This window comes from Pseudomonas sp. 91RF, from assembly GCF_003576265.1.
Lineage (GTDB): Bacteria > Pseudomonadota > Gammaproteobacteria > Pseudomonadales > Pseudomonadaceae > Aquipseudomonas > Aquipseudomonas kribbensis.
In genome coordinates this window covers 86,972-107,740 of the sequence record NZ_QWFC01000029.1, presented here as the reverse complement: position 1 = coordinate 107,740, position 20,769 = coordinate 86,972, and the positions used below count along the sequence as shown (strand labels likewise).

The following is a 20,769-nucleotide window of genomic DNA, read 5'->3' as shown; positions in this document are numbered from 1 at the left end:
CGAAAACGCTGAAAAGTCAGCGCGCGGAATCAGGCCAAAGCAGTTTTCAAGAGGGCAGTTGCAAAGAGACAAGAGCTGATCGAAGTGTCAGCTTTTAATGTTTGGCGATCAGTGAGTTGGCACTGATGTTCGGGATTTTTTGGCGGTTGCCAAGGCCTGTTTTCTGTGATCATTATTATTAGTCGGCGATGTTTTTGTTGTTGGACACAGATTGTTGAACATTGCGCCAGAGGTAAATCAGCATTATGGAAACCCCACTTTCCAATTCCGGAAACCCGCCGCTGAAAACGGCTCACCGAGCGCCGCTGTCCCTTAGCGGACTGGATTTCAAACTGCTCAAGGTGTTCAAGGCCGTGGTCGAAGCGGGAGGCTTCAGCGCCGCGCAAAACGAGCTGAACGTGGGCCTTGCGGCCATCAGCAAGCAGATCTCCGACCTGGAAATCCGTATCGGCATGCGTCTGTGTACCCGGGGTCGCGAGGGCTTTCACCTGACCGAGGAAGGGCGTCTGGTGTATCAGGCGTCGATTGACCTGTTCGCGTCGGTCGACAACTTTCGGGATCGGCTTAGTTCCGCGCAAAACGAACTTATTGGCGATCTTGGTGTGGGCGTTATTGATAATACGATCAGCGACCTTAATTCACCGTTAGTTGCTGCGCTTAAAAAGATAAATGAAGAGTCGCCGAAAGTAAGATTTCAACTTCAGGCCACCCAGCTGGATGAGGTGGAAAGAGGCGTGGTAGAAGGGCGTCTGGTGGCGGGAATAGTGCCGGTTTATCAAAAACGGGAAGAGTTTGATTATTACCCGTTATATGAAGAGCGTTCGGAGGTTTACTGCGCTGTCGGCCATCCGTTGTTCGACATGCCGGAAGCACAAATGAACAGCGAGGTGCTGCAGGATTACGAGTGCATCAACCACCGCTACGCGATTCATCGCGACAAACTCAATTTTGCCCGCTACGACAGTTTTTCCGCCTCGGCGACGCAGGTCGAAGCCGTAGCGCTGCTGATCAAGACCGGGCGCTTCGTAGGCTTCCTGCCCCGGCATTACGCGGCCACGCTGGTGGCGGCGGGGCAGTTTCGCGCAGTGCTGCCGGAGCGAATCAACATCGCCACGCCGTTCAATCTGATCCTGCGTCACAACACCGTGCGCAGTCCATTGGTGAAGGCGTTCGCTCAGGCGTTGGGCGTTGATCTGAAAGCGCCGTTGTAATTCAGCCGAGCATCAATCGCATCGCGCAACGTCGCTCACCGGGCAAACCGTGGGCGATTTCGTCGTTGAGTACCTCGATCAAACGCGGCCCGGCATCCAGTTCGTTCAATGGCACAAAACCCATTCGTTGATAGAACGGCGCATTCCACGGCAGGTCGCGGAAAGTGGTCAACGTGACCGCCTCAAGTTGCTGCCGTCGCGCGTGTTCAATCACGCCCAACAGTAACTTGCGACCGATGCCCTGGCCCTGAAAGTGTTGGCTGACGGACAGCTCTTCAACGTGCAACTGGTTGTCGATTTCAACGGCCCTTAAAAAACCGGCAAGTTGTCCGGCAGTATTCTCTGCCACCCATACATGTCCCTGCTCAATGGCCTGTAAATGCTGCGCGGCGTCGGGTACATCGCTGTCGGCCAGCCAGGCCAGTGCCGGGTCGAGGCGGAACAGCTCGGCAGCCGAACGTTCGATGACGGGGAGGGCGGCCGCGTCTGCGGGCCGGGCGGGGCGAATGAGAAATGTCATGCGGGTACTGCCGATGGCTGCGATCCTGGGAAGCTCCGCAAGATCGCAGCCTTCAGCGAGGTCTACAAGGGTTTCAGGTACAACAGCACGTAATCGTTCTTGTCGAAGCGACCGCTCAGTACCGGTTGCAGGCTGGCCAGCGGCGTGCCTTGCAGCGATTGCAGGTCCTTGCTGTCCATGATCAGCCAGGCCGGCCCCTGAAGTGCTTCCAGTTGCTGAACGGTTTCGGTGAACTGCGGTTGCAGGTCCTGCTCGACGTTGACCATGAACTTGATCGCCTTGGCGTCCTTGCCCATGCCGTGCAGCACCAGCGGGGCCGGGTTCTGTTGAACCTGGGCGAACGCCGCACGACTGAAAGAACGGGTGTCATAGAGCGCGCGTTCCACCGGCTCGAACACGGCGGCATAGACCGTCCACAACGCCAGTACCGCGCTCAGGGCCAGCACTTCGGCACGCCAGCGCGACTTCCACAGTCGGGACAACGCCAGCAGTTGCAGCAGGCCCAGCACGATCAGCACCGGCATGACACCGGTCAACAGCTCCGGGAACTTGCGTCGCGCAACCAGCAGGGCAACGATCAGCAACAGCGGCGTCAGCAGCCACAGGGCCTGAATGACCCCGCGCAACCAGGCGAATACCCGACCGTGGGCCACCTGGAACGGATACGCGGCGATGATCGCGGCCATCGGCAACATCGGCAGCAGGTAACGCGCCTTCTTTGCCTGTGGAATCGACAGACCGACCATGACGATCAACCCGGCCGCCGCGCAATATTGCACCAGGCGCAAGGCCGGTCCGCGCTGATGCGGTTTGCTCAGCCATGCCACCGCCAGCACCACAATGGCCAGCGGATAAGCCAGCGCGTAGTTGCCCAGCGAACTGGTGAAGTAGTACAGCGAACCGCTGACGCCTTCACTGCCATCCATGCGCCCCATGAACTGCATGCGGATCACGTCTTGCAGGAAAGCCTCGCCACCGCTGAGCTTGGCCAGCCACAACAACAGGCCGACACACGCCGCGAGCAGGATCGACGCCAGCACACCGAACACGAACAGCCGTGTCCACTGACGGTTGAGCAGGTAATAGCTGCAGAGCATGCCGGTCGGCACCACCAGCCCGATCGGCCCGCGAATGCCGAAACCCAGCAACAGCAGGACGAAAATCAGCGGCCAGCGCCGGCCGGAGCCGAAGTGGTCGTGTGCGTAGCCCAGGTAGAACACCGACAGCGCCACGGCAGCCAGCATCAGGTCTTGCGACACTGCCCGGACTTCGGTGATGAAGGTGCTGGTGAGCATCAGCAGTGCAATGCTGATCAATGCCCAGCGTTGCGAATGTACCGCCAGCAAGCGGTACATCAACATAACGATCACCCCGCCGGCGATGGCGCTGGGCAACCACGCGGTCAGGGTATTGATCGCGCCAAAGGGCAGCGACAACAGCCAGATGAACAGCGTCGAGACGGCCGAATAGTCAGCGTAAGGCTCGCCGTAGGTGGTCGGGAATACCGTCGGCCCGTGTCGCAGCATCTCCTGGGCAAACAGTACAAAGCGTGAATCAAAGCCAATGGGTGCCTGTCCATAAACCCCGGCGATAAACAACAACAGTGCCAGCAGCCCTGCGATCAGGGACTGCCGGCGGATGGCAGGCGACAACGTGATCAAGCGACGTCCGCAGTGTTGGGCCATTGTTGCAGCGGGATCGGCAGCTTGCGCGAGTCCCCACGGCCGATCGGGAAGTACTTGAAGCCATTGCGCGACAGACGATCGGCGTCGTACAGGTTACGGCCGTCGAAGATCACCGGATCCTTGAGGCGTTGCTGGATCAGGTCGAAATCCGGCGCCTTGAACTGCTGCCATTCAGTGCAGATGATCAGCGCATCGGAGCCGGCAAGCACCGATTCAGGGGTGCCCATCAGCATCAGTTTTTCTTCGTTCGGGTACAGATGCTGGGTTTCCTGCATCGCTTCCGGGTCGAAGGCACGAACGCTGGCGCCGGCGGCGAACAGCGAATCAAGCAGAACGCGGCTTGGCGCATCGCGCATGTCGTCGGTGTTCGGCTTGAACGCCAGGCCCCACAGGGCGAAGGTCTTGCCGCGCAGATCACCTTTGTAGAACGCATTGATGCGGTCGAACAGTTTGTGCTTCTGGCGTTCGTTGATCGCTTCGACCGCTTGCAGCAGGTCGCTGGAGCAATGGGCCTGTTCGGCACTGTGAATCAGCGCGCGCATGTCTTTGGGGAAGCACGAGCCGCCGTAGCCGCAGCCCGGGTAGATGAAGTGGTAACCGATGCGTGTGTCGGCGCCGATGCCCTGGCGTACCGACTCGATGTCGGCGCCCAGGTGTTCGGCCAGTTCGGCGATCTGGTTGATGAAGCTGATTTTGGTCGCCAGCATGCAGTTGGCGGCGTACTTGGTCAGCTCGGCGCTGCGCAGGTCCATGAACATGATGCGGTCATGGTTGCGGTTGAACGGCGAGTACAGGTCGCGCATCACGTCGCGCACTTCATCGCCTTCGCAGCCTATGACGATGCGGTCCGGACGACGGCAGTCGGAGACCGCCGAACCTTCCTTGAGAAATTCCGGGTTGGAGACGATATCGAACTGCAGCGCGCGACCGGCCTTGTCCAGCGCGGCCTGGATATGGGCGCGCAAGGTGTCGCCGGTGCCGACCGGAACGGTGGATTTTTCCACCAGGATCAGCGGTTGCTCGCGATGGCGGGCAACGGCATCGCCCACCGACAGCACGTATTTCAGGTCGGCCGAGCCATCTTCGCTGGACGGTGTGCCCACGGCGATGAAGGCGACGCGACCGTGAAGTACGGCGGTTTTCTCATCGGCAGTGAAGTGCAGACGACCGGAATCCAGGCCTTCACGGACCAGGCTCGACAGGCCCGGTTCGAAGATGCTGACGTGACCCTGGCTGAGCAGTTCGACCTTCTTCTGATCGATATCCATGCACACGACATCATGGCCGACCTCGGCCAGAACCGCGGCTTGCACCAGGCCGACGTAACCGCTTCCAAATACTGTGATTTTCATGGAGCACTCCTCAAATCGGGCGCTTGTGCCGGACGAGTGTTGATAGTGATGACACCGAGCATGACCAGTGCCACGCCCAGTGATTTGGTGAAACTGAAAGATTCGTTGAACAGCGGCAGGCTGGCCGCCAACAGATACACCAGCGCATAGCTGATGCTCAGCAGCGAATAGGCCCGGCCCAGCGGCAGGTCGCGCAGGGCGGCGAGCCAGCAGAGCATCGACAGTGCGTAGGCAAAAATGGCCGTGACAACCACCGCCAGCGCCGACAGATCGACGCTGCCGCTGCTCAGGGTCGACAGCCATTGTTCCGGCTGCGGCAGGCGCGTCATGCTCCAGCGCATGCCCAGTTGGGCGCCGCTGACCAGCAAAACGCTGCCCAGTGCAAAGCCGATGCCGCGTCCCTGACTCATGACTGTTGCCCCAGCAGTGCCACGCCGCCGATGACCAGTGCGACGCCGATCCAGTGCTGGCGATCGATCGGTTCGCGAAACACGAAACGCGCAATCAGGGTGATCAGCACAAAGTTGAGGCTGAGCATCGGGTAAGCGATGCCCACTTCAAGGCGTTGCAACACCAGCAGCCAGACCAGCAGGCCCGAACCGAGTGCGAACAGCGCCAGCCACAGCCACGGCGAGCGCAGTTTGTCGGCCCAGGACGAGTCGACACCGCGCCAGCTCTCCACTGCGTACTTCTGTGCAACCTGACCCAGGCATGTCAGCAGACATGCCGTCAGCAACAGCAACCAGCTCATGACGGATCCTTGGGCAGGACGATGATCACCAGGTTGCCTTGCTCATAACGGGTGCCGTCCTTGGGCAGCAGGTCGACTTCATGCAGCTCGTCGTCGCCCTTGACCCGCATGACCACGCCCACCGAGCCGGTGCGGCGGGCATCGCGTACCCACTGCTGGACTTCATCGGTGGTGATCCGCTGTTCCGCGCCTTCCGGATAGCTCAGGCCGTACTTCAGCTCGCCCACGGTGTTGTACAACGCCACCTTGGGTTGCTTCAGGCGCCAGGCCAGTGCCGAAGCGGCACCGAGATCGTTGCTCAGCAGGTGCGTGGTGCCGGACAGTTCGTCGAGGTGATGCAGGATGAACTGGTCCGGAGTCTTGTTGGCTACCACGGATTTCGGCAGCGCCGCCGGCAGCACGCCGATCAGCAGCAGACTGCCGAGCGCCGGAGCGGCCCAGCACTGCAGCGGCAGAAATGCTTGCGCAAGGTTGGCGATGATCCAGCCGATCAGGGCAATGAACACCAGCACCATGCTGTGCAGCTCATGGTCGTACACCGGTTTTTTCAGTTGCAGGTAAACCAGTGCGATCAGCGTGACGACACCCAATACCAGGTTCAGCAAGCCGTTGATGCTCAAGGCCCGGCCCTGTTCCAGACGCAGACGGTCGGCCAGAGCATGACCCAGCAACAGCGCCAGCGGCAGCAGGCAAGGCAGGATGTAGGTCGGCAGTTTGCCGTTGGCGGTGCTGAAAAACGCCAGCGGCATCACCAGCCACAGCAGCAGGAAGGCAATGCCCGGTTGGGTACGGGTCTGCCAGGCTTGCTTGAACGCCGGCACCAGCATGCCGACCCACGGCAGACTGAAGGCAACCAGCAATGGCAGGTAGAACCACCACGGCGCATCGTGCTGGGCGTCGTCACCGGCAAAGCGGCGGATGTGTTCGTGCCAGAAGAAGAACCGCCAGTAATCCGGTTCCTGACTGTGCACGGCCAGCACCCACGGCAAGCTGACGACGATCGCCACGGCAACCGCCACCGGGCCGTAGATCAGCAGTTCACGCCAGCGTTTCTGCCAGAGCATCCAGGGCAGGGCGATCAACACCGGCAGCAGCCAGGCGAGAAAGCCCTTGGTCATGAACCCCATGCCGCAGGCCAGCCCCAAAACGGCCCAGCTGATCACACGCTGCCGGGTGCTGCGACTGTCGACGGCAAACCACAGGGCCACAAGGCTCAGGTTGACCCAGAAGGTGAATTGCGGATCGAGGTTGGCATAACCCGCCTGACCGGCAACCACCGTGAAGCTCATGTAGAGCAGGGCGCAGATGAAGCTTTTGCTCGGCTCGTTCCACAGGCGACGGGCAACCAGGAAGCACAACAGCACGCTCAAACCGGTGCTGAGGGCCGAGGCGAAACGCACGCCGAACAGGTTTTGCCCGAACAGTTCCTGGCCCAGCGCGATCATCCAGTAACCGGCAACCGGTTTCTCGAAATAACGCAGGCCCATGAAATGCGGGGACACCCAGTTGCCGCTCAGCAGCATGTCCTGGCTGATCTGGGCGTAACGGGTTTCATCGGGAATCCACAGGCCATGGGTGCCGAGCGGCAACAGGTAGGCCAGCAGAAACAGTCCGATCAGCAGCGGTAATGCCCAGCGCTTGCTCATGCCCCTTGCACTCCCAGCCAGCCTTCACGGCCTTCGAGGACGCCACGCTGCACACGGCCCACAGGCAATGTGTTGAGAAACTCGGGCAACAGATCGCCCAAAGGCTTGAACTCGATTTCTCGCTGGCGTGCATCGGCCAGCAAACGGCGAAAATCGTCGGCCATCAGAATCCCTTCTACTTCGGCATGAATGGTGTAGTTGTTGAGGTTGTCCGGGCGGAACCGGTCAAGGATGAAGGCGTTGAAGTCCTTCGCCGCCACGGTCGGGCCGACCACCTCGTCGAAGGTCGGCATGTCCACCGGAATCTGCGGCGCCCCTACGGAACCATCGGCCAGCAGTGGTCGAAACAGCCGATTCCCGCGGCAATCGCTGTTATAGCGAAAACCGAAGGTTTCTTTGGCTTCGACCACGCGCTCGTCCGCGCGCCATCCGGCGGCGGCCGAGCACTGGATTTTCTCGCCGATGATGTCGCTCAGGGTGTCGACGCCGCGACGGATCTGCTCGATCAGTTGCGCGTCGCTCCAGGTGCCGGCATTGGCCTGCCAGCCGTGGTGATCCCAGGCGTGCAGGCCGACTTCATGGCCGGCGTCCCGGGCCTGACGCATCAGGTGCCCGAGATCGCGACCGATCGGCTTGCCCGGCCAGGCAGTCCCGGCCAGCAGAATGTCCCAGCCATACAGGCCGGCGGCGTTGGAACGCAGCATTTTCCAGAGGAATTGCGGACGGATCAGGCGCCACAGATGCCGGCCCATGTTGTCCGGGCCGACACTGAAGAAAAACGTTGCCTTGACCTGCGCTTCGTCGAGGATTTCCAGCAACCGGGGCACCCCTTCACGGGTGCCTCGGTAGGTGTCGACATCGATACGAAGACCTGCCTGCATTAACGCTTGTCCGCGATTTCGAGCATGGCTTCACGCAGGAAGAAGTCCAGGGTGTTGCCGATGGTCTCGCGCATTTCCACGGTCGGCTCCCAGTTCAGCAGGCGCTTGGCGTTGGCGATGCTTGGTTTGCGGTGTTCCACGTCCTGGTAACCGGCACCGTAGAACGCCTTGCTTTCCACGTCGCGGAAACCGGCGAACGGAGGGAAGTTGCTGCGCAGCGGGTGAGCTTCGAACTGACGCAGCAGTTCTTCGCCCAGCTGACGGATGCTGGCTTCGTTTTCCGGGTTGCCGATGTTGATGATCTGGCCGTTGCAGACATCGTTGTCGTTGTCGATGATGCGGGCCAGCGCCTCGACGCCGTCGGCGATGTCGGTGAAGCAGCGCTTCTGCTCGCCGCCGTCGAACAGACGGATCGGAGTGCCTTCCACCAGGTTCAGGATCAGCTGGGTGATGGCGCGGGAGCTGCCGATACGGGCCGAGTCCAGACGGTCCAGACGCGGACCCATCCAGTTGAACGGACGGAACAGGGTGAAGTTCAGGCCCTTGGCGCCGTAAGCCCAGATCACGCGGTCCAGCAGTTGCTTGGAAACCGAGTAGATCCAGCGCTGCTTGTTGATCGGGCCGACGATCAGGTTCGAGCTGTCTTCGTCGAAGTTCTTGTCCTGGCACATGCCATAGACTTCCGAGGTCGACGGGAAGATCACGCGCTTGTTGTACTTGACGCAGTAGCGAACCAGTTTCAGGTTCTCTTCGAAGTCCAGTTCGAATACGCGCAGCGGGTTACGGGTGTATTCGATCGGCGTGGCGATGGCCACCAGTGGCAGGACCACGTCGCACTTCTTGATGTGGTACTCGATCCACTCGGAGTGAATGCTGATGTCGCCTTCGACGAAGTGGAAACGCGGGTGGTCGCGCAGACGGTCGATGGCGTCGGAACCGATGTCCAGGCCATAGATCTCGTAGCGGTCGTCACGCAGCAGACGCTCGGACAGGTGGTTACCGATGAAGCCGTTGACGCCCAGGATCAGCACGCGGGTGCGACGTGGCGCACGGCCGGATTCGGCTCCGCGCAGCAGCGAACCGTCGACCAGACCCAGTTCATTGGCCAGTTGCGGGCCGCTCAGGTACAGACCGTTGTCGTTGCGCTGACCCGCGTTGATCACCAGCGAGTCTTCACCACAGGCGATGCGCAGCGGATCGACGCTGATCACACGGCCAGGGGCCTGACCTTCGTTGCCCTTGACGACTTCGGCGCTCCAGACGATCAGCTTGTGCTCGCCCACGGCGCAGAAGGCGCCCGGGTACGGACGGGTCACGGCGCGAACCAGGTTGAACAGCTGCTCGGCCGGTTTGGCCCAGACCAGTTTGCCATCCGCCGGGGTACGACGGCCGAATACGGTGGCCTTGGATTCGTCTTGCGGGGTTTCGGTGATCTTGCCTTGCAGCATGTTCGGCAGGGTGTCGCGCAGCAGGTCGCTGGCGGCAGTGCGCAGTTTGGCGTGCAGGGTCAGACCGGTGTCGCTGCGTTCGATGGCAACGCGCTGCTGGGCAACGATGGCGCCGGCATCGGCGCGCTTGACCATGCGGTGCAGGGTGACGCCGGTTTCGGTTTCGCCGTTGACCAGCACCCAGTTGGCCGGAGCGCGACCACGGTAGCGTGGCAGCAGCGAGCCGTGCAGGTTGAACGCGCCTTTTTTGGCCAGTGCCAGCAGCGGCTCGCTCAGCAGGTTGCGGTAGTAGAACGAGAAAATGTACTCAGGGTCGAGCTTGGCGATGCGCTCGATCCACAGCGGGTGGTTGGCATCTTCCGGGGCGTGGACCGGGATGCCCTTGCTGGCGCACAGCTGTGCAACCGAGGCGTAGAAGGCGTTTTCTTTCGGATCGTCGGCGTGAGTGAACACTGCTGCAATGTCGTAGCCGCTGTTAAGCAGGGCTTCAATGCCGGCGCAGCCAATATCGTGGTAAGCGAAGACAACAGTTTTTGCACTCATGAGAGAACCTGATCGGAAGTGGAATTGGAAGTAAGGCCGTCAACGGTGACCGCAGGTGCCGGGGAGGCCGGCTGGCTGCGCAACACCTTTTCAATGAAGAAGCGCGGGCGGGCGCGCACGTCGCTGTACATGCGTCCCAGGTATTCACCCAGCAGACCCATGCCGATGAACTGGCCACCGGTGAACACGAACAGCACCGCAAACAGTACGAACGTGCCGTCACCGGCCCAGACTGCACCGAACGCCAGGCGCAGGACGATCAGCGCAACGGCGAACAGTGCGCCCAGACCCGCCATCGCGAAGCCGACGATGCTCAGCAGACGCAGCGGCGTGGTGGTCATGCAGGTGACCAGATCGAACATCAGGTTGATCAGGCGCATCGGGCTGTATTTCGAGTCGCCGTGTTCACGCTCGGCGTGGGCCACGACGATTTCGGTGGTGTGGCGGGCGAAGCTGTTGGCCAGGATCGGAATGAACGTGCTGCGTTCGCGGCAGGCGAGCATGGCGTCGATGATGGTGCGGCGGTAGGCGCGCAGCATGCAGCCGTAGTCGCTCATGGCCACGCCGGTGGAACGTTGCACCGCGAGGTTGATCAGCTTCGACGGGTAGCGGCGCAGGGCCGAATCCTGACGGTTGCCACGCACGGTGCCGACGACGTCGTAACCCTTTTCGGCTTCGGCCACCAGACGCGGAATTTCTTCCGGCGGGTTCTGCAGGTCAGCGTCGATGGTGATCACCACGTCGCCCTTGCATTGCTCGAAACCGGCCATGATCGCGGCGTGCTGGCCATAGTTACGGTTGAGGATGACTGCCACGAACGGGCTGTTTTCGCGTCCGGCGGCTTCTTCCAGCATGTTGGCCGACTCGTCGCGGCTGCCGTCGTCGACCAGCACGATTTCGTAGTCATGTTTGAGTTGGGCGCAGGCCGCCTCTGTGCGCCGAAGCAGCTCAGGCAGACTGTCCTGTTCGTTGTAGACCGGGATGACGATCGACACGCATTTAATCGGGTAAGGTCTCACGAGCGTTTGTCCATAAGAGTGGCGATGGCGCCGACAACACGATCCAGATCCTGGTCGGTCATGTCGGGGAACAGCGGAATCGAGCACAGCCGCGCCGAGTTCCATTCGGTGTTGGGCAGGTACAGGTCAGGGTCACGCTGGCGGTACCAGGTGTGCAGGTGGGTGGCGATGAAATGGATGCCGGTGCCGATACCTTGCTCCTGCAGGCCCTTCATGAAGGCTTCGCGATCCATCCCGCAGCGCTCGCTGTCGATACGCAGGATGAACAGGTGCCAGGCGTGCTGCTGGGCGTATTGCTGTGGAACAACCAGTGGCTGCACCGGCAAGCCTTCGAGCTTTTGCAGGTACTGACCGGCCAGCTCGGTGCGGCGGGCATTGATGGCGTCCAGACGCTCCAGTTGCACCAGGGCAATGGCGGCGTTGATGTCGGCCAGGTTGTACTTGAAACCAGGCTCCATGACCTGGGCCTGCGGCTTGCGGCCACCGGTCAGACGGTCGTAGGCATCGACGCCCAGACCGTGGAACTTGAGCATGCGCACGCGGCTGGCCAGGGCTTCGTCGTCGGTGACGAACATCGCGCCTTCGGCACAGGTCATGTTCTTGATCGCGTGGAACGAGAAGATCGCCGTGCCGTGGGCGCCGACGTGGCGGCCCTTGTAGCGGGTGCCGGCTGCGTGGGCGGCGTCTTCGATGACGGCGATGCCGTGCTTGTCTGCTAGCGCGTACAGCGGATCCAGATCGAACGCGGCGCCGGCGTAGTGCACCGGAATGATGGCTTTGGTGCGTGGTGTGATGGCGGCTTCGATGCGGGCGGCGTCGGTCATCAGGGTGTCGCGGTCGACATCCACGAACACCGGCGTGGCGCCCAGCAGGGAAATCATGTTGGCGGTGGAGACCCAGGTCTGCGACGGCGTGATGACTTCATCGCCGGGACCGATGCCCAGGGCCAGCAGGGTGATGTGCATGCCGCCGGTGGCAGATGACAGTGCAACGGCGTGCTTGCATCCCACGTACTGCGCGAACTGTTCTTCAAGTGCCTGGTTTTTCGGCCCGGTGGTGATCCAGCCCGAGCGCAGAACCTGCTCGACGGCCGCAATTTCTTCATCGCCGATACTCGGGCGAGAGAAGGGGAGAAACGCCTGACTCATGGACACCTCATTGCGAAAAAAATGGACAGATCCATCTGTTCATCGGATCCAATCCCAGCGTAGACGCAAAAAACGGGTTTTGCATCAACGAGTTGCTTGGTAAGCATGACGTCGGGGGTTGGTTGACTTTTCAGGCGTTGCCCGGCAGGTTGGGCGGTACCGACTGAGGACCTATCTAGCTAAGGTTATTCCCGATTTTGTGAAAGGAATATGAAAAACCGGTCGGCGAATCGTTTATCTGTAATTCATACAGCCGCTGTTCAGATTTCCGCGGCTTTATCGGAAAAGTCCTACTACAAGACTCTTTCTTACTTCAAGTTCATTGCAGTTGTTAGTTGTTGTGCTGGACTGTTTTTTACTCAAGGCCTTTCGTTTGAGCAGCTTATCCGTTACCTCTTCAGAATCTATCACCAGTAACCCTTTGTCCTTGTATTTGGCGCGTTTGGCACCTTCCAGCCAACTCACCATGCGGTACGTTTTACAAGATGCCGCCGATCGCCTCGGCTTTGAAGACATGAATGTCGAGGACATTCCCTGGCACGCCCTGCAACCCGAGGATGTTGTCGCGTTAGTCGCCGCATTGCGCGCCGACAACTACGCCCCCAACACCTCTTCACTCTATGTAAACGCCATTCGCGGCGTCATGAACGAAGCCTGGCGCATGAGCCTGATCAGCCAGGATCACCTGTTGAAGATGCGCTCGGTCAAGGGCATTGCCGGTACGCGGCTGTCTCAGGGGCGCAACCTGAAGCGCACGCTGATCCATGAATTGATGGAAGTCTGCGCGGCCGATCCGCGTCCGCAGGGGCTGCGTGATGCGGCGGTGATTGCGCTGTTGTACGGCACCGGCATGCGTAAATCCGAGTCGGTGGATCTGGACCTGAACCAGGTGGACTTCACTGAACGCAGCCTGTGCGTCACGGCCAAGGGCAACAAGCAACTGATCAAATACGCACCGGCCTGGGCCTTTGCCAAACTCAATGCCTGGCTGGAGTTTCGCCGTTCAGAACTCAAGGAAGGCGAGAGCGACGATACGTTTCTGTTCAACCGCATCCGCCGTGGCAGCCACATCACCCGGGAGCGCATCACCAAGCACGCGATCTATTACATCGCCCGCCAGCGTGGAACTCAGGTCGGGGTGAAGATCATGCCCCACGATTTCCGGCGTTCGTTCATCACCCGGGTGATCGAAGAGCACGATCTGTCGATCGCCCAGAAACTCGCGCACCACAGCAATATCCAGACGACCGCCAACTACGACGTGCGCGACGACAATGAACGGCGTCGCGCCGTGGATCGTTTCGATCTGTAGTCGAGTGCTACGACGCGTCGAAGACGTGGGCCGCCCCTAGTATCGACAGTTGTACCGCGCTGCCGGCCGGCGGCGCGTGCATTCCGGTGCTGCGAACCAGCAGCGAACGACCGGGTTCTTCATTGGTTGCGGCCCGCAACTCGACCGTCAGGGTGCACGTGTTGCCGCCGAAATCGCGTTCGGTGACCACGGCGTTGCAGCCGTCTGAATCGGCGGGGAGGGCGGGCAGCTGAAGCTGTTCCGGGCGCAGCATGATCTGTGCGGGACCGGAGAAACCGTTGCTGTTCACCGCGATTCGTCCAAGATCGCAATGGGCCCAACCGGCCTCGATCTGCGCTGGCATGACCACGGCTTCGCCGAGAAACCGTGCGGTCTGCTCGTCGTCCGGATAGCGGTAAAGGTCCATCGGATGCCCTGACTGCACCAGTCGCCCGTCACGCATGACGGCCAGCTGATCGGCAAACGACAAGGCTTCGCCCTGGTCGTGGGTGACCAGAATCGTTGTCACGCCGCTCTCTTCGAGCAGACGGGCGACCATTTTGCGCATGGCACCGCGCAGGCCGGTGTCGAGGGCGGAAAAGGGTTCATCCAGTAGCATCAGGCGCGGTTGCTGGGCCAATGCCCGGGCGAGCGACACCCGTTGCTGCTGGCCGCCGGACAATTCATGGGGCCAGCGGCTGGCCATGCTGGCGTTCAGGGCCACGCTGTCCATCAAGGCCTGGATGCGTTCGGTTCTGGCGCTGCCGGTTTCACTCAGTCCGAAACCGATGTTGTCCGCCACGGTCATGTGCGGAAACAGCGCGCCATCCTGGGGAACATAACCAATCTGGCGCTGGTAGGCGGGCACGGCGTGGGTGCTGTCGACCAACGTCTGGCCGTTTAGCGTCAGGCTGCCGGCATCGGGGAACTCGAACCCGGCGATCATCCGCAGCAGCGTGGTCTTGCCGGAGCCGGACGGGCCGACGATCACGGTGCGACTGCCGGTCGGGACGGACAGGTTGATGGTGTCCAGTGCGGTTTGTGCGCCGAAGGATTTACTGAGATTGATGATATCGAGAGCGTTCATCGGCCGGCACTGCGCCTGGATTGGTGATAGAGGATGGCCGTGAGCGGCAGCGAAAGCACCACCATCAGCAGCGCGTAAGGTGCTGCGGCGGCGTAGTCGATTTCGCTGGTCATGGCCCAGAAACCGGTGGCCAGGGTGCGCGTGCCGTTGGGCGCGAGCAACAGGGTTGCGGTCAATTCATTGGTGATCGCCAGGAACACCAGCGCTGCACCCGCCGCCGCACCGGGTGCGGCCAGACGCAGGGTGATCAGCCACAAGGCGCGCAGCGGCGAGCGGCCGAGGCTTTGCGCGATGTTTTCCAGCTCCACCGGCGCCTGGGCGAAACCGGCACGCAGGCTGACCAGCGCCCGCGGCAAGAACATCAGCAGGTACGCCAGCAGCACGGTGATGGTGGTCTGATAGATCGGCCGGGCGAAGTGGATCGTCACGGTGACCAGCGCCAGCGCCACGACAATCCCCGGCAGAGAACTGGTGATGTAGTTGCAGCCTTCCAGCAAACGTTGCAGTTTGCCGGGCGCGCGGATCGACAGCCAGGCAATCGGGATCGCTGCAAGGCTGGTCAACACCGCACCGGCCACGCCGAACGACAGGGTCTGAAGCAAGGCCGGCAACAATTCTTCGCCTTGCCAGACTTCAGCGCCGCCAGCGATCAGCCATCTGCCCAACGTCAGCATCGGAACGCCTAGGGCGAGCAGGCAGGTCAGGGTTTGCAGGCACAGGCCCAGGGCGGCGGTGCCACGCTTCAGGCCTACGGTCCGCTGTTCCCGGGCGCTGCCGGAACCGACCCGGGCATAACGTGCATGGCCACGGGCGGCAGACTCTACGGTCAGCATCGCCAGACAGCACAGCGCCAGAACGCTGGCGAGCATGTTGGCGGCCGGGCCGTTAAAGGTAGATTTGAACTGATCGAAAATGGCCGTGGTGAAGGTGTCGAAACGGATCATCGCGTACAGGCCATATTCGGCCAGCAAATGCAGGCCGACCAACAGTGCACCGCCACAGATCGCCAGCCGCAATTGCGGCAGTACCACCCGGAAAAACACGGCCCACGGTTTTAGTCCGAGGGATTCGGCCACATCTTCGATCGCCGGGTCGAGACGACGCAACGTCGCCGCAATCGGCAAATAAAGGAACGGAAAGTAAGCGATCACCGACACCAGCACACCGGCCGGCAGCCCATTGATCGACGGAACCAGACTGACCCATGCATAGCTGTGCACGAACGCCGGCACCGCCAGCGGCGCGACCGCCAGCACTGACCACAATCGCCGACCGGGCAGATTGGTGCGCTCGGTCAGCCAGGCCAGTGTAATGCCCAGCACAATGCAGATTGGCAGGGTGATCAACACCAGCAGCACGGTGTTGACCAGCAGTTCGGCCACCCGAGGGCGGAAGATCAAGGCTTCGATGGTCGCCCAGCCGGTGTACCACGACACGCCGACCACAAAGCCGATCGGCAGTAACGACAGCAATGAAACACCGATCGCCAGTACGACCACCCAGGGGCTCCCGCGCCCGTTGAGGGCGCGGGACCTGCGTGAAAGGTTGGCGGAGGGCGCCGCAGCGATCCCCGCCGGCAGAGTTTCAGGCATCAATTAAAGCAGTCCCGCCTGAGTCATCAGTTCGACGGCTTTCTTGCTGTCGAGCTTCGATGCGTCGACTTTCGGTGCGTCCAGATCCTTCAACGGCACCAGTTTCGGGTTGGAAGCCGAGTCCTTGCCCACGGCGTACTCGAAGGAGTTGCCGGTGCGCAGCACTTCCTGGCCTTGCTTGCCGGTGATGTACTGGAGGAACTTCTGTGCTTCTTCCTGGTGTTTGCTGGACTTCAGCACGCCACCACCGGAGATGCTCACGAACGCGCCCGGATCCTGATGCTTGAAGTAGTGCAGGGCGGTGTTCTTGCTGTTTTCGCCGGTCTTGGACTGATCGACGAAAGCGTAATAGTGATAGATCACGCCGCTGTCCACCTGGCCGGCGTTCACCGCTTTGAGCACGGAGCTGTTGCCGCGGTAGGCGGTGAAGTTGGCTTTCATGCCCTTGAGCCATTCCAGGGTGGCGGCTTCGCCTTTCTGTTCCAGCACGGCGGCGACGATGGCCTGGAAGTCGGCACCGGCAGGGGACGCAGCCCAGCGACCTTTCCACGCCGAGGTCGCCAGATCCATCAGGGATTTTGGCAGGTCTTTTTCCGGCAGCTTGGCCGGGTTGTAGACAAAGACTGTCGAGCGAGCGGCGATGCCGACCCACTGACCATGGGCCGGACGATAGGCGGAGCCCACTTGTTCAAGAGTGGCCGGTGCCACCGGGGCGAACAGTTTCGCATTGTCCACCAACACCATGGCCGGGGAGTTTTCCGTCAGGAACACGTCCGCTGGAGAGGCTGCGCCTTCCTGCACGAGCTGGTTGCCCATTTCCGTGTCGTCGCCGTTGCGGATCGTGACCGGGATCCCGGTTTCCTCGGTGAAGCCGGCGACCCAGGCCTTGGTCAGGGTTTCATGCTGGGCGTTGTAGACCACGATGCCGACGGAATCGGCGGCAAACACCTGACCGGCTGCGAGCAGCGCGGTTGCCAGAGTAGCGTGCTTGAGAAAGGACGGAAGGGATGGACTCATGACGGAGCAGCTCCTGTTTTTTTAGACGTTATGGGCAAGCATTCGCCGGAAAACTTCAATGCGAATGATTTGCATATGTTGGCTGGCAATGTAGAGAGGCAAATGAGAAAAAAACGTCAAACAAACCGTTAATACATGTCATTGCCATTCAGGTTAGCAGTCACTGGGCGGGGACGCCGGGCGAACCCGGCGTTGTCTTTCAGGAGCCTTGGGGCAGGTAGGCGACGCTTTGATCCTCGCGGCCATGGAACACTTGTTCGCCGCGTGTCGGGGTGGTGGTGATGACCTGATGGTCTTGACCGAGCCTGGAGAGCGGCACGGGTTCGCCGGTGCGGTACTGGGCGACAAAGATCGTACGCTTCGGATCCCAGTGCTTGCCGCTGGTGCGTTCCAGCCATTCGAACATCGCGGCAGCATCGCCATCGCGAGGGAAGTCGCGGGTTTCCGGCACATAGTAGAACGGCTCGCCGCCGGTCTGCAGGTACATCGGAACCTTGTTGTCCACCTCGACCATGACGAAGTGCCATTGGCTCAACGGCGCACGCTGGCTGGCTTGCAGGCGCACGGTCTCGCCGAAACGGATCGCGCCGCCACCGCTGTTGGTCCAGGGGTAGAGCACGCCGAGAATCCCCAGCAGCAACACCGTGGTTACGGCAAAACCGATTTTCAGTCCGCGCCCGCCAAACGGGCTTTCGGCGTTGCGCGCCGCCATGCGCCGGGTGATCCACCAGGCCCCGAGCAGTTGCGCGAACGGCACCAGTGGCAGCACGTAGTAACTGCGCCGGCTGCCGCTGGCGGTGAAGAACAGCATCAACAACCCGAGGCCCTGAATCAGCCAACGGGTGTCGGGCTCGATGTGTTTCCAGTTCTTCGCCGCGACCCACAGGGCAATGATCCAGCACGGTGCCCAGGGCAGGGTGTAGATCGGCAGGTACAGCAAATAGGTGTAGATCGGGCCGATGTTGTCGAACGGCTGGAAAAACCGCACGACGTTTTCCCGCAACACCAGCCCCAGGCCGCTTTCCCCGTAGTTCGGCGCGCCGTATAGGTGCGACAGCAGGAACGGCGTCATGTAGAACGCCCCGGCAATCACCAGCGCCGTGAGCAGGCGCAGGTTCAGGTGACGTTTCCAGCGGCCCTCACTCAGCAGGTGCGGCAGCAATACCAGCCCCGGCAGGATGAAACCGATCAGACCTTTGAACAACGACGTCAGCGACAGCAGAACGCAGAACACCAGATAACGCGAAAACCGCGTGTCGTCGGGCCCTCGCCAATACCACCAGACCGCCGCCAGCACACCGCAGACCGTCAGGATGTCAGCAGTGGCGACCCGCGCCCAGAACACGAAATAGAAGGTGGTCGCCTGCATCCACCCGGCGATCAGGCCCGTGCCTTTGCGAAACAACTGCTCGCCCAGCAGATACACCAGCCAGACACTGAGCCAGGCGGACACCACCGAAGACAGGCGCAGCGACCAGTGATCCAGGCTGCCGGTCAACCAGGCGGTCGCGGTGATCAGCCAGTACGACAAAAGCGGCTTGTCGTAGTAGGGATCACCCTTGAGGTAAGGGTCGAAATAATCGCCGCTTTGCATCATCTGCAACGCGATGTTCGCCCAGCGGGTTTCTGCGCCCCAGAGTTCGCGGCTGCCCAGACCGAGCAGCAACATCAGGGCGCTGGCGGCCAGCAGGAGCAGCAGGGCGCCCCGGTCGTTATTGCGCAAGGTCATGGCTGGCGCTGCGGGAAGATGAAGATCTGCAGATTGCCGCGACGATAATGCTTGCCGTCTACCGGCAGCAATTCGACTTCCTGCTCTTCCTGCGTGCTGTTGACGCGCAAGACCACACCGACCGCGCCTTTCTTCCGCGCTTCGGTCATCCACTGGCCGACGCCGTCCATCGTGACTTTACGTGCTTCCATGGCCGGGTCTTCGAGGCCGTACTTCAGCTCACCGATAGTGTTGAACAGATCCACCTGCGGACGCTTCAGGCGCCATGCCAGCGCGGAAGCCGCGCCCAGGTCGTTGCTCAGCAGCGACGCAGTTTCACTCAGTTCCTGTTGATGCTCGGCAATGAACTGATCAGGCATCTTGCTGTTGACGATCTGCCCCGGCATGGCCGCCGGCAACAACGCCACCAGCAAGCCGATACCCAGCGCGGGCATCGCCCACAACGTCAGCGGACGCAGCACTTGCAAGGCGTTGGCGATGATCCAGCCCACCAGCACGATATAGGCCAGCGACAGGCTGAACATCTCGGTGTTTTCGTAGATTTCCTTGGTCGCCTGCAGATAAAGCAGTGCCACCAGCGCCGCACTGGCGATGACGGTATTGATCACACCGTTCAGGCGCAGGACACGGCCACTGTGCTGATCCAGCCAGTTGACCACGGTCTGCCCCATCAACAGGGCGATCGGCAGCAGGCACGGCATGATGTAGGTCGGCAGCTTGCCGCTGCTCAGGCTGAAAAAGGCCAGTGGCAGCAGGAACCACAACGCCAGGTAGGCGGTTTTGGCTTCACGCTTTTCGCGCCAGGTGCGCAGGAGCGTCGAAGGCAGCAGAACGGCCCACGGCAGGGTGGAGGCAAACAGCAGCGGCAGGTAGAACCACCAAGGACGGGCGTGCTGCGCGGCATCGCCGGCGGCAAAACGACGGATGTGTTCGTGCCAGAAGAAGAATCGCCAGAAATCGGGTTCCCGGTAATGAACCGCCAAGACCCACGGCAGGCTGATCAGCACGCAAACCACCACGGCAACCAGTCCGTAACGCACCAGTTCGCTGAAGCGGCGTTGCCAGATCATGTAGGGCAGGGCGATCAGCACCGGCAGCAATAACGCCAGGAATCCTTTGGTCATCAGGCCCATACCGCAGGCGACACCGAGCAGCGCCCAGCCGCCCAGGCGAGCGCGAGGGGTCTGGCTGTCGATGGCAAACCACACGGCGACCATGCTCAGGTTGACCCACAAGGTGAATTGCGGATCGAGGTTGGCGTAACCGGCCTGGCCGGCAATCAGCCCGAAGCTCATATAAAGAAGGGCGCTGGCGACGCTGATGCGCGGGTTGTTCCACAGCCGGCGAGCTATCAGGTAGGTCAGCCAGACACTGACACCGGTACTCAGGGCCGAAGCGATACGCACGCCGAACAGGTTTTCACCGAAGATCGCCTGGCCGATCGCAATCATCCAGTAGCCGGCAATCGGTTTTTCGAAATAGCGGATACCCATGAAATGCGGTGCGACCCAGTTGCCGCTGAGCAGCATTTCCTGGCTGATCTGGCCGTAGCGGGTTTCATCGGGGATCCACAGGCCGTGGGTCATCAGCGGCAACAGATAAAACACCACGAAAGCCAGAATCAGGCCGGGAATGGCCCAACGCTCGAAAGTCGTGGTGGGGGAGAAATGACGGGCAGCGTGTCGCAGCGGGTTGTTTTCAGACGTCATGACAAAGCCTTGGTGCCAAACGAAGTTCTTGTGTCGATGGCCTGCCCGGCGCGTTCCTGAGCGGGCGGGTCATCGTGTTGAATGAATGCAGGTGTGCGATCGGGAGACGGGCGTTTCCTGTATCCAGAGAACTGCCGAAC

16 protein-coding genes and 1 pseudogene are annotated in these 20,769 nt (G+C 61.2%); 2 read left to right on the top strand and 15 right to left on the bottom strand.

Annotated elements, in window-relative coordinates; translation table 11 throughout:
• The first annotated feature begins 245 nt into the window (after positions 1-245).
• On the top strand, positions 246-1,211 hold the full coding sequence (locus DXT77_RS15025) for a LysR family transcriptional regulator (protein ID WP_119428188.1): 966 nt from the start codon (positions 246-248) through the stop codon (positions 1,209-1,211).
• 1 nt (position 1,212) lies between these two features.
• Here DXT77_RS15025 and DXT77_RS15020 read toward each other — a convergent pair whose 3' ends face one another.
• The 10 genes and pseudogenes from DXT77_RS15020 to arnB all read right to left on the bottom strand — a co-directional run bounded on the left by DXT77_RS15020 (position 1,213) and on the right by arnB (position 12,204).
• A complete protein-coding gene (locus tag DXT77_RS15020) occupies positions 1,213-1,731 on the bottom strand; it encodes a GNAT family N-acetyltransferase (RefSeq protein WP_119428187.1) in 519 nt (172 codons plus the stop codon).
• 62 nt (positions 1,732-1,793) lie between these two features.
• Positions 1,794-3,392, bottom strand: coding sequence for a glycosyltransferase family 39 protein (locus DXT77_RS15015; protein ID WP_119428186.1), 1,599 nt, complete (start codon positions 3,390-3,392; stop codon positions 1,794-1,796).
• Positions 3,387-4,768: pseudogene (locus DXT77_RS15010) on the bottom strand (UDP-glucose/GDP-mannose dehydrogenase family protein); the annotation flags it as partial. The gene DXT77_RS15015 and the pseudogene DXT77_RS15010, both read right to left, overlap by 6 nt.
• Positions 4,765-5,178, bottom strand: a complete 414-nt coding sequence (gene arnF / locus DXT77_RS15005; RefSeq protein WP_119428184.1) for a 4-amino-4-deoxy-L-arabinose-phosphoundecaprenol flippase subunit ArnF — start codon at positions 5,176-5,178, stop codon at positions 4,765-4,767. The gene arnF and the pseudogene DXT77_RS15010, both read right to left, overlap by 4 nt.
• The gene (arnE, locus tag DXT77_RS15000; protein ID WP_065257283.1) at positions 5,175-5,519 is read right to left on the bottom strand and encodes a 4-amino-4-deoxy-L-arabinose-phosphoundecaprenol flippase subunit ArnE; all 345 of its coding nucleotides are present in this window, start codon (positions 5,517-5,519) and stop codon (positions 5,175-5,177) included. Before arnE ends, arnF begins: the two co-directional genes overlap by 4 nt.
• Positions 5,516-7,165, bottom strand: coding sequence for a lipid IV(A) 4-amino-4-deoxy-L-arabinosyltransferase (arnT, locus tag DXT77_RS14995; RefSeq protein WP_119428183.1), 1,650 nt, complete (start codon positions 7,163-7,165; stop codon positions 5,516-5,518). The genes arnE and arnT (DXT77_RS14995) overlap by 4 nt, the downstream gene beginning before the upstream one ends.
• Positions 7,162-8,046: a 4-deoxy-4-formamido-L-arabinose-phosphoundecaprenol deformylase gene (gene arnD, locus DXT77_RS14990; RefSeq protein ID WP_085709968.1), complete on the bottom strand. Its 885-nt coding sequence runs from the start codon at positions 8,044-8,046 to the stop codon at positions 7,162-7,164. The genes arnT (DXT77_RS14995) and arnD overlap by 4 nt, the downstream gene beginning before the upstream one ends.
• Positions 8,046-10,037, bottom strand: a complete 1,992-nt coding sequence (arnA, locus tag DXT77_RS14985) for a bifunctional UDP-4-amino-4-deoxy-L-arabinose formyltransferase/UDP-glucuronic acid oxidase ArnA (RefSeq protein WP_085709967.1) — start codon at positions 10,035-10,037, stop codon at positions 8,046-8,048. The genes arnD and arnA overlap by 1 nt, the downstream gene beginning before the upstream one ends.
• A complete protein-coding gene (arnC, locus tag DXT77_RS14980) occupies positions 10,034-11,056 on the bottom strand; it encodes an undecaprenyl-phosphate 4-deoxy-4-formamido-L-arabinose transferase (protein ID WP_085709966.1) in 1,023 nt (340 codons plus the stop codon). Before arnC ends, arnA begins: the two co-directional genes overlap by 4 nt.
• On the bottom strand, positions 11,053-12,204 hold the full coding sequence (gene arnB, locus DXT77_RS14975) for a UDP-4-amino-4-deoxy-L-arabinose aminotransferase (RefSeq protein ID WP_119428182.1): 1,152 nt from the start codon (positions 12,202-12,204) through the stop codon (positions 11,053-11,055). The genes arnC and arnB overlap by 4 nt, the downstream gene beginning before the upstream one ends.
• 466 nt (positions 12,205-12,670) lie before the next feature.
• Here arnB and xerC point away from each other — a divergent pair, with 466 nt between their 5' ends.
• Positions 12,671-13,516, top strand: a complete 846-nt coding sequence (gene xerC / locus DXT77_RS14970; protein WP_240789138.1) for a tyrosine recombinase XerC — start codon at positions 12,671-12,673, stop codon at positions 13,514-13,516.
• A 7-nt stretch (positions 13,517-13,523) separates the two neighbouring features.
• On the opposite strand, the gene DXT77_RS14965 is transcribed toward xerC, so the two are convergent.
• From DXT77_RS14965 to arnT (DXT77_RS14945), 5 genes are all read right to left on the bottom strand, one after another.
• A complete protein-coding gene (locus DXT77_RS14965; RefSeq protein ID WP_119428181.1) occupies positions 13,524-14,582 on the bottom strand; it encodes an ABC transporter ATP-binding protein in 1,059 nt (352 codons plus the stop codon).
• Positions 14,579-16,174, bottom strand: a complete 1,596-nt coding sequence (locus DXT77_RS14960) for an iron ABC transporter permease (protein WP_119428180.1) — start codon at positions 16,172-16,174, stop codon at positions 14,579-14,581. Before DXT77_RS14960 ends, DXT77_RS14965 begins: the two co-directional genes overlap by 4 nt.
• Before the next feature lie 3 nt (positions 16,175-16,177).
• A complete protein-coding gene (locus tag DXT77_RS14955) occupies positions 16,178-17,191 on the bottom strand; it encodes an iron ABC transporter substrate-binding protein (RefSeq protein WP_119428179.1) in 1,014 nt (337 codons plus the stop codon).
• A gap of 199 nt (positions 17,192-17,390) precedes the next feature.
• The gene (locus DXT77_RS14950; protein WP_119428178.1) at positions 17,391-18,920 is read right to left on the bottom strand and encodes a glycosyltransferase family 39 protein; all 1,530 of its coding nucleotides are present in this window, start codon (positions 18,918-18,920) and stop codon (positions 17,391-17,393) included.
• Positions 18,917-20,629, bottom strand: a complete 1,713-nt coding sequence (gene arnT, locus DXT77_RS14945) for a lipid IV(A) 4-amino-4-deoxy-L-arabinosyltransferase (protein ID WP_119428177.1) — start codon at positions 20,627-20,629, stop codon at positions 18,917-18,919. Before arnT (DXT77_RS14945) ends, DXT77_RS14950 begins: the two co-directional genes overlap by 4 nt.
• Between the last annotated feature and the right edge of the window lie 140 nt (positions 20,630-20,769).